Source organism: Pantoea sp. SGAir0175, assembly GCF_043547855.1.
On the sequence record NZ_CP028081.1, the window covers coordinates 679,933 to 693,259 of the forward strand.

At 59.9% G+C, this 13,327-nt stretch carries 12 protein-coding genes; 7 read left to right on the forward strand and 5 right to left on the reverse strand.

Annotation, left to right across the window (positions count from 1 at the left end):
* Positions 1-27: 27 nt before the first annotated feature.
* Entirely contained in the window at positions 28-648 is a 621-nt protein-coding gene (locus C1N56_RS03120; protein ID WP_394517114.1) for a TetR/AcrR family transcriptional regulator, read from the reverse strand.
* 323 nt (positions 649-971) lie between these two features.
* Between C1N56_RS03120 and C1N56_RS03125 the strand changes: the two genes are divergently transcribed.
* Positions 972-2,111, forward strand: coding sequence for an MFS transporter (locus tag C1N56_RS03125; RefSeq protein WP_394517443.1), 1,140 nt, complete (start codon positions 972-974; stop codon positions 2,109-2,111).
* A gap of 70 nt (positions 2,112-2,181) precedes the next feature.
* Entirely contained in the window at positions 2,182-3,135 is a 954-nt protein-coding gene (locus C1N56_RS03130; RefSeq protein WP_211727430.1) for an alpha/beta fold hydrolase, read from the forward strand.
* Positions 3,136-3,184: 49 nt separating this feature from the next.
* Here the strand turns inward: C1N56_RS03130 and C1N56_RS03135 are convergent, their stop codons facing one another.
* Positions 3,185-3,868: a YecA/YgfB family protein gene (locus C1N56_RS03135; protein WP_058771427.1), complete on the reverse strand. Its 684-nt coding sequence runs from the start codon at positions 3,866-3,868 to the stop codon at positions 3,185-3,187.
* Positions 3,869-4,074: 206 nt separating this feature from the next.
* Here C1N56_RS03135 and C1N56_RS03140 point away from each other — a divergent pair, with 206 nt between their 5' ends.
* The 4 genes from C1N56_RS03140 (at position 4,075) to C1N56_RS03155 (ending at position 7,878) form a co-directional block, all read left to right on the forward strand.
* Positions 4,075-5,094: an isopenicillin N synthase family dioxygenase gene (locus C1N56_RS03140; protein ID WP_394517444.1), complete on the forward strand. Its 1,020-nt coding sequence runs from the start codon at positions 4,075-4,077 to the stop codon at positions 5,092-5,094.
* An 18-nt stretch (positions 5,095-5,112) separates the two neighbouring features.
* Positions 5,113-5,895 carry a MetQ/NlpA family ABC transporter substrate-binding protein gene (locus tag C1N56_RS03145; RefSeq protein ID WP_058776432.1) on the forward strand — a complete coding sequence of 261 codons (783 nt, stop codon included), beginning with the start codon at positions 5,113-5,115 and terminating at the stop codon, positions 5,893-5,895.
* 111 nt (positions 5,896-6,006) lie between these two features.
* Positions 6,007-7,344, forward strand: a complete 1,338-nt coding sequence (locus C1N56_RS03150) for a serine hydrolase domain-containing protein (RefSeq protein WP_394517115.1) — start codon at positions 6,007-6,009, stop codon at positions 7,342-7,344.
* A gap of 39 nt (positions 7,345-7,383) precedes the next feature.
* On the forward strand, positions 7,384-7,878 hold the full coding sequence (locus tag C1N56_RS03155; RefSeq protein ID WP_031279558.1) for an RcnB family protein: 495 nt from the start codon (positions 7,384-7,386) through the stop codon (positions 7,876-7,878).
* Here the strand turns inward: C1N56_RS03155 and C1N56_RS03160 are convergent.
* On the reverse strand, positions 7,868-9,319 hold the full coding sequence (locus C1N56_RS03160; RefSeq protein ID WP_211727429.1) for a MocR-like pyridoxine biosynthesis transcription factor PdxR: 1,452 nt from the start codon (positions 9,317-9,319) through the stop codon (positions 7,868-7,870). The two genes, C1N56_RS03155 and C1N56_RS03160, sit on opposite strands and share 11 nt — an antisense overlap.
* Before the next feature lie 105 nt (positions 9,320-9,424).
* Between C1N56_RS03160 and C1N56_RS03165 the strand changes: the two genes are divergently transcribed.
* Positions 9,425-10,135 carry a GNAT family N-acetyltransferase gene (locus C1N56_RS03165; RefSeq protein WP_394517116.1) on the forward strand — a complete coding sequence of 237 codons (711 nt, stop codon included), beginning with the start codon at positions 9,425-9,427 and terminating at the stop codon, positions 10,133-10,135.
* Positions 10,136-10,160: 25 nt separating this feature from the next.
* Here the strand turns inward: C1N56_RS03165 and C1N56_RS03170 are convergent, their stop codons facing one another.
* Both C1N56_RS03170 and opgB read right to left on the reverse strand, forming a co-directional pair.
* The gene (locus C1N56_RS03170) at positions 10,161-10,712 is read right to left on the reverse strand and encodes a hypothetical protein (RefSeq protein WP_394517117.1); all 552 of its coding nucleotides are present in this window, start codon (positions 10,710-10,712) and stop codon (positions 10,161-10,163) included.
* A 241-nt stretch (positions 10,713-10,953) separates the two neighbouring features.
* Positions 10,954-13,254, reverse strand: a complete 2,301-nt coding sequence (opgB, locus tag C1N56_RS03175) for a phosphatidylglycerol--membrane-oligosaccharide glycerophosphotransferase (RefSeq protein ID WP_127834570.1) — start codon at positions 13,252-13,254, stop codon at positions 10,954-10,956.
* Between the last annotated feature and the right edge of the window lie 73 nt (positions 13,255-13,327).

Below are 13,327 nucleotides of genomic sequence, written 5' to 3' on the forward strand. Positions count from 1 at the left end.
GCGTGCGTCGCCAGGCGGCTGGGTCACTTAATCCGTCACGGATTTTGCCGCATCCCACACGGCCATGACGTGGGCGATGGCGGTGTCGATCTGCGCGCCGTTGATGCCATCGCGCACCAGCACCGACACGCCCAGCAGAAAAGCGTCGAGGGCGATGGCGAGGGCGGCGGCATCGGTGTCGGCGCGCAGTTCGCCGCTGTCGATGCCGCGCTGCACGCAGGCCGTCATACCTGCCAGCGTGCGGGCGCGTGAGCGCGCCAGCGGCTGCGTGACGTCCGCGTGTTCGGCGGAAGGCGCACTCATCACGCCCAGGCCGACCATACATCCCAGCGGATGACCGGACTCACACTGCATGCTGGCCGAGCGCCGCAGCGCGGTCTCCATTGCGGTACGGGGCGGCAGGCTGTTATCCCACAGCGGCTCCACTACCTGCGCGTAAGTCGACAGATAGCGCTGCACACACTCCTGAAACAACGCCTGCTTCGAGCCAAAGGCTGCGTAAAAGCTCGGTGCGGAAATACCGCCGGCAATTCCCGCCTTCAGCTGCGTTAACGATGTCGACTCATAGCCGTGCTGCCAGAAAATCTTCATCGCCTGTTCAATGGCCGCATCACGATCGAACGTACGCGGCCGTCCCATAGTGGCCATCTCAGTGCTCCGTTAAGCTCAATGTTTAAATACTAATCGATACATAAGTCGTTGACAACGGTCTCGCGCGTCAATTAATGTATCGATCAGTATATATTTGTGCCGGCGGGCGGCGGATAGCGTATCCGCGGTAGTTTGTGCTTAAGCCGTAACGGGTTATCGCACTTCGCCAGTTTATATACTGATCGGTACATTAAATTTCAACGACAGGCGCGCGCCTCACCTGCACGCTGATGACATCGGGAACGCTGATTGTGACGACTTTGAATACCGCCGCGGATAAAACCCGGCCGCTACCGCTGGGCGCGCTGCTGGCGCTGGCTATGACCGGTTTTATCTGCATCATCACCGAAACCTTACCGGCCGGACTGCTGCCGCAGATGGCGGCGGGCCTCGGCATTTCCACCGCGCTGGCCGGGCAGACCGTAACCGTTTATGCGCTTGGCTCGCTGCTGGCGGCGATTCCACTGACCATCGCCACCCAGGGCTGGCGCCGCCGTAACGTGCTGTTGCTGGCTATCGTCGGTTTCCTGATTTTCAACTCCATCACCACGTTCTTGACCCACTTCGCACTGACGCTGGTGGCGCGCTTTTTCGCCGGTGCAGCGGCGGGACTCGCCTGGAGCCTGCTGGCCGGCTATGCGCGGCGCATGGTGCCGGTCCATCAGCAGGGCAAAGCGCTCGCCGTGGCGATGGTCGGCACACCGATTGCGCTGGCGCTGGGCGTTCCCGTCGGCACCTGGCTGGGCACGGCGGTAGGCTGGCGCACGGCGTTCGGCATCATGTCGGCGCTGACGCTGCTGCTGATCGGCTGGGTGCTGCTGCGGGTGCCTGACTATCCGGGACAAAGCAGCGATCAGCGTCTGCCGCTGCGCACGGTGTTCATGACGCCAGGCGTGCGTCCGGTGCTGGGCGTGGTGCTGGCGTGGATGACGGCGCACAACATTCTCTACACCTACATTGCGCCGTTCGTTAGCCAGGCGGGTCTCGCCGGGCAGGTAGACAGCGTGCTGCTGGTGTTTGGCATCGCGGCGCTGGCGGCTATCGGCCTGGCCGGTCGCCTCGTCGATCACCACCTGCGCGTCGCCGTGCTCGGCAGTCTGGCGCTGTTTGCGCTGGTCTCGCTGCTGTTCATCTGGCTGGCGCGCTTGCCGCTGCTGGTTTATGTCGGCGTGGCGCTGTGGGGGCTGACGTTTGGCGGGGCGGCCACGCTGCTGCAAACGGCACTGGCGGATGCGGCGGGCGAGGGCGCGGATGTGGCGCTGTCGATGAACGTGGTGGTGTGGAACAGCGCGATTGCCGGCGGCGGTCTGGCCGGTGGCGTGTTGCTTACTCACTGGGGCGTGGCGTCCTTCCCGCTGGCGCTGCTGTTGCTGCTGGCGGTTGGCTTCCTCATCGCACTGCAGGCGCGTCAGCACGGTTTCCAGGCCGGCGCGCGGCACCAGCGCGTACAAGGTCACTGACCTGCCGTGCGTACATGAAAATTTAATTCACTGTTTTAAATGGCATTATCACAAAATGGAGATCAATCACGTGTTCAAAAAATTACTGTTAACCCTGCTGCTCGCCTCGGCCGCGCTGTTTTCCGCCGCCGGCACCGCCGCGGATGAATTCCCGCTGCCCGCCGGTTTCACCAGCAGCTATCAAACTGTGGATGGCGTGCGCCTGCATTATGTGAAGGGCGGCAGCGGACCGCTGGTTTATCTGGTGCACGGTTTCGGACAGACGTGGTATGAGTGGCACCAGCTGATGCCGGAACTGGCAAAAAACCACACCGTCGTGGCGGTGGATCTGCCGGGGCTGGGGCAGTCTGACGTGCCGCATTCGTATCGCGCCACCGATGTCGCGCCGCTGCTTTATCAGCTGGCACAACAGTTCGCCGGCGGCAAAAAGTTCGATCTGGTGGCGCACGATATTGGCATCTGGAATACCTATCCGCTGCTGGTGAAACATCAGGACAGCATCCGCCGCGCCATCTTTATGGAAGCGCCGATCCCGGATGAAAGCATCTATCAGTTCCCGGCCTTTACGCCTGAAGGCGAATCCCTGGTGTGGCACTTCAGCTTCTTTGCGGCGCAGGGACAGCTCGCTGAACAGCTGATCGCCGGTAAAGAGCGCCTGTTCTTCGAGCATTTCATCAAAGAACATGCCGCCAACAAAGCGGTGTTCACCCCGGCGCTGCTGGATCTTTACAGCAAATCCTATGCAAAACCGCACAGCCTGAATGCCGCCTTTGAATATTACCGGGTGCTGAATCAGGGAGTGGCGGACAATAAAGTGCTCTCCCGCGAGAAAATTGCCGTGCCGATGCTGGCGATTGGCGGTGGCGGTCACGGCGGACTGGGTGCTTATGAGCAGCAGGTGGTCAGCCGCTACGCCTCGCAGGTCACCGGCAAAGTGTTACCTGGCTGCGGTCACTGGTTACCTGAAGAGTGCCCCGCGCCGCTGAATGCGGCGGTGATGGAGTTTCTCGCGTCCGGGGATTAACGCGGTGCGCAGGCCAGTTTTAGCGCTGGCCTGCGTTGAGGTGAGCGCCTCAGGCTTTATTCAGGCAGCACTGCTTAAACTTTTTGCCGCTGCCGCACGGGCAGGGATCGTTGCGGCCGGTTTTTTCACCGGCAAAATGCGGCAGCTGCGGGGCCGGATCGGGCTGCGCCATGCGCTGTTCCTGCCAGTATTCGTGCAGTTCCAGCGCCGCCGGGCGAATCGCCTCGATGCTGGCCTCAAACGCGTCCGGGGTGAAGGCTTCACGCTGTGCCAGCTGTTCTTCACTGCCGTGCAGCGCAATCGCCTGCAGCGCCGGTTGCTGTGCCGCCGGCAACTGCGCCCAGTCTGCATCCAGCGCCACGCCACGCATATAGCCATAGCACCAGTCTTCCACCACGGTAAACAGCTGGCCTTCCATCTCCTGCTCGCCGAACAGCGGATCGAACTGCTCCGGATACTCCGCCAGCCGCTCGGCGATGTCGTTGAAGTGCTGGAAAGTCAGCGCCATGAAGCGGTCCATTTCGCGCGCGTTCGCCCACTGAGGAATCTTCTTCTCGCCGCCCCAGATTGCCACCAGCCATTCGCTTGGTTCGATATCGTTCGGGCCGGAGAGAAGGGCAGTCAGCATGCCGTCCAGTTCGGCGGTGTCCACCACGGAGTGTTCGTTGCCATATTTTTCCAGCATGTCATCAAGCCAGTTCAGCTCTTTTTCGGTTAACGGACCCTGATTCATCCGGCGTCTCCTGCGGTGTGCATTGGTGGGCAAAAATTGCTGGGCGCGATTATAGCGGCAGCGCGCCTGATTTACCGCTTTTTGCATATCGATAGCTGAAGTGCGCCTAAAAAGGAATCGCCATAACTTATGGCGCAACAGTATTGGCGGGAAACGGCGGCGAATGTCAGCGTAAACGCAGGATTTACCGATAGCGAGGAGACAACATCATGGCGGATACCCTGCCAGTACTGGATCTGGCCCTGCTGGAACTACCGGACGCAGAGCAGGCAGCTTACCTGGCGCAGCTGCGGGAGACCGCGCGTGACGTCGGTTTTTTCTATCTGGTTAATCACGGCATTAGCCCGCAACTGCTGCACAACGTGCAGAGTATCACGCGGGCGTTTTTTGCCCTGCCGCAGGCGGAAAAGCAGCGCGTGGCGATGATCCACTCGCCGCATTTTCGCGGCTACAACCATGCCGGCGTGGAATACACCCGCGACCAGCGCGATCAGCGTGAAAAGTTTGATATCGGTGCCGAACGCGCGGCGCTGACGCTGCAGCCGGGCGATCCGGCGTGGAAACGGCTGCAGGGGCCTAACTTATGGCCGGAGGCGTTACCGCAATTGCGTCCGGTGATGCACGCCTGGCAGCAGGCGATGACCGCCATCGCGCTGCGCCTGCTGCGGGCCTTTGCTAAAGCGCTGGCGCTGCCGCCGGATGCGTTCGACGCGCTGTATGGCACCCAGCCTAATGAGCACATCAAGCTGATTCGTTATCCCGGTCAGGCGGCAGAAGCCAGCCAGCAGGGCGTCGGCGCACACAAAGACTCCGGCTTCCTCACCTTTTTGCTGCAGGACGATCAGCCCGGTTTACAGGTGGAAGTGTCACCCGGTCACTGGGTGGATGCGTTGCCAAAACCGGGCGCGTTTGTGGTCAACATCGGTGAACTGCTGGAGATTGCCAGCAATGGGTATCTGCGCGCCACCGTGCACCGCGTGGTGTCGCCGCCGGCTAATCGTGAACGCGTGTCGATCGCTTTTTTCCTCGGTGCGCAGCTGGACGCCGAAGTACCGCTGTATCAGTTGCCGCCGCAGCTGGCGGCAGAAGCCCACGGCCCGACCAGCGATCCTGACAATCCGCTGCTGCGTGAAGTGGGCTGGAACTACCTCAAAGGGCGTCTGCGTTCCCATCGCGATGTGGCGCAGCGCTATTACGCTGATGCATTAAGCACAGTGAAATCATAAGAAACGTAAGGAAAGCCCATGCAGAAAACGATGATAGCGTCACTGGCCCTGATGGCCCTGTTCAGCAGCGTGGCGTCCGCCGCGGCACTGCGCGTGGCCGCCGATCCGGTGCCGCACAGTGAGATTCTCAACTACATCAAACAAACCGACAAACAGCTCGATCTGAAGGTGATCGAGCTTAACGGCAATTTAAACGCCAACGAGCTGCTGGCGCGTGGCGACGTCGATGCCAACTATTTCCAGCATGTGCCTTATCTGCGCGATCAGGAAAAAGCGCTGGGCGAAAAATTTGCCGTGGTGGCGAGCGTGCATATTGAGCCACTCGGTATCTACTCGCACAAAGTGAAATCACTGAAAGATTTGCCTGATGGCGCGCAGGTGGCGGTGCCCAACAACGTGACTAACCTGAGCCGCGCGCTCTATCTGCTGCAGGCCAGCGGCCTGATTACACTGAAAAGCCGCAGCGCCAGTACGCTGGTGACCACGGCGGACATCAGCGACAATCCGCATCATCTGAAGATCATTGAAGTTGAAGCGCCGCAGCTGCCGCGCGCGCTGGATGATGCGCAGCTGGCGATTATTAACGGTAACTATGCCCTGCAGGCCGGGCTGGTGCCGTCAAAAGACGCGCTGGCGCTGGAACAGGCAAAGGATAATCCGTATGCCAACGTGCTGGTCACCACGCCAAAGCTGGCCAGCGACCCGCGCATTCTCGCGTTAGCGAAAGATCTCGAATCAAAACAAACTGCTGAATTTATCAACCAGCACTACAAAGGATCGGTTATCCCGGTTAATCAATAATGCCCGGCGCCACCTGCGGCTGACAGGTGGCGCACCCGCTGTTCTGTGGTATATTTCGCCACCAACATCAGTGGCACCTGCTGCATAACATAAAAAATAACTTATCAATTGATGGCTATTTCCCGCTTCGTCAGACTTCAGCGACTGACGCTTTCCCGCGCGCTGTATCGCCTGTTACTGCCAGCCCTGTGTCTGCTGCTCAGCGGCTGCGGGACACTGTCGCAAACGTCCGCACCGGTGAGCGATCGGGTGTACCTGTCCCACGCCACCTTCCATGAAAACGTCGATGACATTGTGCGCCACTACATGCAGCAGAAGCAGGTGACGGGCATCAGCATCGCCATCATTCACCAGCGCGGCGCGCCGCAGTTTTACAGCTATGGCGTCACCGATGCGCGCCAGCGCTATCCCATCACGCCGGATACGCTGTTTGCGCTGGGCTCGCTGAGCAAAGGCGTTACCGCAGAGGTCATTATCGGGCTGGTGGATCGCGGCGAGCTGCACTGGAACGACACGCTGGCCACGCTGCTGCCGCGCGGCGTGCCGCTGAGTGAGGATGCAAAACGTATCACGCTGCTGCAGCTGGTCACGCACACCTCGGGGCTGCCGCGCCAGGATATGGATCTGCCGATGTTCCTGAAATTTATGGCTTACCTGCGCAGCGGCGAAAATTTTTACGGCAATCTGGATAGCGATGCCGTGCTGAGTTATCTGGCCGATTTCAGCGCCCCCGCGCACCCGGCGGCGCAGTACTCCAATCTCGGCTATGCGCTGCTGGGCTATATTCTGCAGCATCGCCTGCATCAGGACATTGAAACGCTGGCGCAGCATCAGCTGTTTGGTCCGCTCGGCATGACCAGCAGCAGCTTCCATCCGCAAACCCTGCGCGGCTATCCGTGGCGCGCGCTGGGCCACGCCGGCGATCAGCCGAAACTGATCGCGCGTGGTCAGCTGACGCCGGACTGGGCCTTTCGCGGCAATATGGTGGCGGCCGCCAGCCTGTACAGCAACGCGCGCGATCTGATTCGCTACCTCGATGCGCATCTGCACAGCGATGCGCACGGCGCGCTCGGTCAGGCGCTGGCGCAGATCAATTATCCTTATGAGCAGCATGGCAACCAGGCGCAGAATATCGCCTGGGTAACCGATACTTATGGTCAGCAGCAGATCACTTATCAGGTGGGGTATATTGGCGGTTATGCCAGTTTTATCGGCTACGATCGCGCCCACGGCAATGCCATCGTGGTGCTGCAGAATGCCTTCAACTGGAGCAACTATCTCGGCATTGCGCTGCTGCGTGATTTGGCGCGTAAAGATCGCCGGGATATGAACACGGTTGCTTGCAATTTTGCTGCTCAGCAAAGCGCGCCGCCTGAGGTATGCTGTGGAGCGAAATTTGACGCGCAAAGCGCGGCGCGGGAACCTTCCGCACGTGGCGCTTGTCAGTAAATGGGACAGTTAAATAATTAACCAGAGTGGAAATCACCAATGCGCAGGACACACGTCACCCTTCTTTCAGCAGGAATTTTTCTGGGCGCTTTAAGCCTGACGCCAGCAGCGCTGGCAGAAGGTGAGCAAACCGATAGCGTACCGATGCCGCCGCAGGTGCAGCAAACCGCACCGGACGCCTCAGCGCCAGCGGCCACCAGCGATGCGCCCGCCAGCAGTGAACCGGCAGAATCCAGTGGCGATGTCGCGCCGATTCGTCCGTCACAAAACGGTCCGGGTGAAGCGCCATCCGCCGCCAATAATTACGATCTGCACACCATCATCATCGATTACAAAGAGTATAAAGTCGGTGACGTCGTGCCGGATGAGTACCGTAAAAAGCAGTACACCATCGTTGAGTGGCAGCCGCGCCACCTGCCTGCACCGCAGGAAGGCACGCACTGGGCTTACATCAACGCTAACTACATCCTGATCACCGACGACAGCGGCAAGATCGTGATGGGTAAATCCGGCGACATTTTCTTCAAGGGGTAATGCCCGGCAGCAGGCGCGCTAACTGCGCCACGCCTGCCATTATCTGACTGGTGCTGGTATTACCGTATCCCAGCACCAGTCCCTGCTGTTTTTTCTCGCCCAGATAAAAGCCGGACAGCGCGCCAGGCGCATAGCCATGGCGAAACAGCTGCGCCGTCAGCGCCACATCATCCACCGTATCCGCCAGCGGCAACACCAGATGCATGCCGCATTCACCGCCCAGCAGCGGCACCTGAGTACCAAATGTCTCCTGTAGCGCAGCCCGCAGCGTGGCCTGCCGCTGACGATACAGACGGCGCATTTTGCTCAGGTGGCGATTGAAATCCCCGCTGCGTAAAAACAGCGCCAGCGCCTGCTGTTCCGGCCGGTTACCGCCGCGTAACAGCTCATGCAAGGCCGGCCGCAGCCGTGGCAGTAGCGGGGCAGGCAGCACCATGTAGCCGATACGCAGCGCCGGAAACAGGGTTTTGCTGAAGGAGCCGATGTAAATCACCGGCGTCGGCTGCGCCATGCCCTGCATCGCGGCGATGGGCTCGCCGCTGTAGCGAAAATCGCTGTCGTAATCATCTTCGATAATCCACGCCTGATGCCGCTGTGCCGCCGCCAGCAGCGCCAGCCGGCGCGCGGCGCTCATGATCGCGCCGGTGGGATACTGATGCGTCGGCGTGGTGTAAATCAGCCGCGGCGGGCGCTGCTGCCAGTCCTGCGCTGTCGGTGCCAGTCCCTGCGCATCTACGGCAATCGGTTCGATCTGCAGATCGCCGAGGCGCATCGCCGCTTTGGCGCCGCGATAACCCGGCTCTTCCACCCAGCCGGTGTCACCACGATTGGTGAGCAGCGCGACGCACAGCGTCAGCGCCTGCTGCGCGCCTTCGGTAATCACAATCTGCTGCGGCGCACAGCGCACGCCGCGCGCCAGCGCCAGATGCTGCGCCAGCGCCTCACGCAGCGCCAGCTCACCCAGCGGATCGCCGTAGCCCAGCAGCTGTGCCTGCTGCGCAGTTTGATTGAGCGCGCGACGCCACTGCGCCAGCGGGAAATGCGCCAGCGCCGGCGTGCTCGGGCGCAGTGCCAGCTCCTGGCTGGAGAGGCGATGCAGCGAGTGCAACCCGGCAGCGCGCGCGGAAACCGGCCAGTCGGCGCTGTCGTCGGACGCCTGCGCGGGCAGCGGCGTGTGCGCCAGTCGGCTGACGCGGCTTCCCTGGCGGTCGCTGAGGATAAATCCTTCCGCCTGCAGCTGTGACCAGACGGCGATCACCGTATTGCGCGACACCTGCAGTTCAGCCGCCAGCTGGCGGGTCGCCGGCAGGCGCGTGCCCGCCGCCAGCTGACCATTCAGTATCGCCTGGCGCAGCCGCTGATACAGCTGCTGTTGCAGCGTCAGGCTGCCGTCGGCCTCTAGCGGTGCCAGCAGCAGCGAATGCCGGTTTAATGCGCGCATCGGCGCCTCCGTGGATCTATCGATTTGTCACATTGTGGCGCTTTTTCCGGAACCAGCAAAGTGGCACGCTGCACGCTGTCACTCTCACACAGAAGGAATCGCCGTATGTCATCGCAGACCAATCGTTATGGACAACCCATCGGCCCGGCGCTGGAGGCGTGGCAGCCGCGCCCGCTGCCGCAGGGGCAGATTTTCACCGGCCAGTATTGCCGGCTGGAGCCACTGGATGCCGCACGTCACGGTCGCGAGCTGTATGCGGCTTATGCGCTGGCGGAAGATGGCCGCGACTGGACCTGGCTGCCGGTCGGGCGCTTTGACGATGAAGCGTCTTATCTGGCATTTGCGCAGCAGTGCCAGCAGAGTCCGGATTACCTGCACTTCGCGGTTATTGACCGGCAAAGCGGGCAGGCGGTCGGCTCGCTGGCGCTGATGCGCATTGAACCGCAGCACGGTGTGATGGAAGTCGGCTTTGTGGTGTTCTCTCCGCTGCTGAAGCAAACCCGCATGGCCACCGAAGCCCACTATCTGCTGATGCGTTACGCCTTCGAACAACTCGGCTATCGTCGCTACGAGTGGAAATGCGACAGCTGTAACCAGCCGTCGTACAACGCCGCACTGCGGCTGGGCTTTCGTTATGAAGGCACGTTCCGTCAGGTGGTGGTGTATAAAAATCGCAGCCGGGATACCGCCTGGTTCTCTATCATCGACTGTGAATGGCCGCAGGTGAAGCTGGGCTTTGAGCGCTGGCTGGCGGCAGACAATTTCGACGCCCGCGGGCAACAACGCGCCAGGCTGGAGACATTACGTCAGGCCTGACGCGCGCGCCGGGCTGGCTGCCCGGCTAACCGGCAAAAATATATTTGGCGGCTGACAACACAAAGGCGCTGGCCATCGCCATCAACAGCCGCCGATGCCACAGATTATCGCGTTTGAGCTCATTGAAACCGAGCTGCATGCGATGGTCGAGATCCAGCAGGCGCTCATCCACTTTTTCAAAGCGTTTATCAATTTGCCTGAATCGCTCATCGATTTGTTCAAAACGTTGATCGATTGTCCTGAATTGCGCATCCACTTTTTCTAAGCGTTTATCGATTTGCTTGAATTGCGCATCCATCTTTTCGAAGCGTTGATCGATTTGTTCAAAGCGTTGATCAATTTTCCGGAATTGCTCATCGACGTTGTCAAATCGCAGCTCAATGGCTTTAAACGTATGGCGGACCTCATTTTCAAAATGCCTGAGGCTCTGTGCCAGTTTATCGACACGTTGCGAGGTGGCGTGATTTGCCCGCATCACGCCTTCCATGGCCTGCGAAAGGTGCGTTTTGGTCAGGCTGTTTTCCTGCTGCATTTCGGCAAAAATGTCGACCATCACTTCGGCCTGGTGATCGGCCACGCCCGCCTGCTGCAGCGCTTTGAATGCCTTATGGGTGTTCATCATCGTCGGTATCATCCCTGTTGCTCCTGGTCGCCTTTCCTGTTGCCTGCAAGGTTATCCAGGTGGTGATAGTTGCACCATGTGATGATGTGGATTTTGCGCGACGTCTCGAAAAATATCAATTCGTACAATGAGTAACGCTAAGCGGCAATAAAAAGGGCCTGCACGCTGGCAGGCCCTGGTCTGGCACGCATTTTTATCACTTTTCGGGCTGCGGAATTATTTTTATCTCCGCCATGCCGATACCGAGTTTGCGTGGATCCTGACCGGTAATGTTGCCGAGATTAGACAGCTGTGGTTCTGGCGGCGTGATGATCAGGTTGCGGCTGGCGCCGGGGTTGGTGAAATGCAGCGTTTGCGTGGAGAACGCGTCACCCAGATTGAGCTGCTGCACTTGCTCGCCGACGCGCACCGGAATCGGTCGATGGGCGTTAGCCCCATAGGCGCGTGCGGTGATCACCACGTCAAAACGCGCCGGCAGCGGATCGACATATTCAATGTTCACCTCCGGCGCGAGGTTGGCGTTCGACCAGCGCCCCCAGCTTTCCGGCCGTGAAATACCGCTAAAGCGCTTCACGCTGGCCGGCGCGCCCGGCACGGTCAGCAGGAAGCTGTCCGCCTGGTAGCGAATGGCATTATCCTCGATGCGCATTTGCTGCTCGTTGAGCTGGTAGGTCGCCGCGCTGACCTTCACCTGCGGGAACTGCGCTTTACCCTGCCACACCGGCTGGTCGATGCGCGTCACCGTGGGCTGTCCGCCGGTCTGGCCCATCGCCAAGCAGAGATCGGTCGACAGCGCCAGCGCCGGCTGCCACAGCCGGCCCATTTTGAAGCAGCGATCGACCCAGACAAACTTATCGCTGGCGGCAAAATCGGCCAGCTGGAAGCGCAGCGGCGCGGCGTATTCGCCTTCCGGCAGCGGCTCTACCTGATGATCGGATACGCGGAACAGGATCGGCAGCCTGAACGTCGCGCCCGAGAAGCTAAAGGTATTTTTGGGCTGGTCGATGGTGAACGTCTTCATCTGGCTGGGGAAATTCCACAGCTGAATGATATCGGCTTTCCACGCCGTGACCTTCTTCGCCATGTCATCGAACTGGCTGGAGAGCGAGGCTGAAGACAGCCCGCTGCGGCCAAGGCCAATCGCGTTATCCCCGCCGAGAATATCCAGCACCGTGGCGCCGTTATCCAGCGTGCTGCGCTTGCCGTCCAGCACCTCGGCCTGCGGCTGATCGCCACGGATCACCATAAACAGATCGCGGCGCGGCTGCTTGATCAGATACTGATGCGCCGTGTTATTCATCGCCAGATGATCGGAACTCACCACAATCACGGTGTTTTTAAACCACGGCGAGGCTTTGATGCGGGCAATCAGGCGCGCCACGTGCTCCTGGGAACAGGCCACCGCGCTAAACGACTGATTGGGTTTACCGTCATAGCTGTAACTTTTGCGCTGGCAGCTGCGCGAAATAAAGCCGTCCGGATGGTGAGTGTCCACGGTGAGCGTAAACAGCGCAAAGCGTTTCTGCTGACGCGACAGCTCCTCATACTTTTCAAACACTTCATCCATCACCGTATCGTCGTAAAAGCCCCAGTTGTTACGGTAGCTGGGGTCGGCGACGCGGCTCTTCAGCTCCTGCGAGCCGTACATGTTGGCGGCATCAAAACCGTGCGACAGCAAAAAGGTGTCTTTGCCGGCAAAGCGCAGGTCTGCGCCCTGAATAAACCAGTTCTCATAGCCGGAGTGTTTGAGGATATCGCCGAGGCAGATATTTTGCGGATAGAAGCTGGAAAGCGAAGCCGAGGCGTTGCCGTCGAACGGCGCAAATAGCGGAATACCGCACTGCGACGCTACCATGCCGGCGATGGTGTAATCGGTGCCGGGCAGTTGCTCGGTGTTGCTGAAGTCAATGCTGTGATCTTTTTCGCGGCTGAGTTCCGGTGCCAGGCCAGGAAAAGCCTGTTGATCGAAGTAGGTGCGCTCAAGGCTTTCGCCGTAGATATACACCAGGTTGAGCTTCGGCGCGTTAATCTGCTTATTCGGCGTTTTGTAATAGGTTTCGAAATCCGAGTCGGCCTGGCGCGCGTGGGAGGCGATCAGCTCTTTCACCTGGCGAAAAGCCGGCGTGGTTTGCACCGAGCCGGCAGCACAGGCGATCGCCAGCAGGCTCCAGCCGAGATGATGCGGACGTTTATGCCGGCGCAACACCCAGGAGAGAAAACAAAACAGTAAAAACAGGCCGATGATCAAGCCAAGCGCCGGTACCACATATTTGCTCACGCCCGCGCCGGTCAGGCTGTTGGTCAGGGTGTAGAGCACCGCATCGTTGATGCCATCGCCGGTAAAATAGTTGCTGGCATACAGCGTGGCGTTGAGCACGATGAACAGGGTGAGCAGCAGCAAGATCAGGATAAACCAGAATTTATTTCGCCCGGCTTTATACGAATAGACTGCGATCGCAGCCAAAAAGAGCACTATTGAAAGCAACTCCAACGGCAGATCCTCACATTAAGTAAAAAGAACGCGTTACCTGCGTCTGCGGCCCTCTGCGGGGGTTTTGCGTCAATCTATA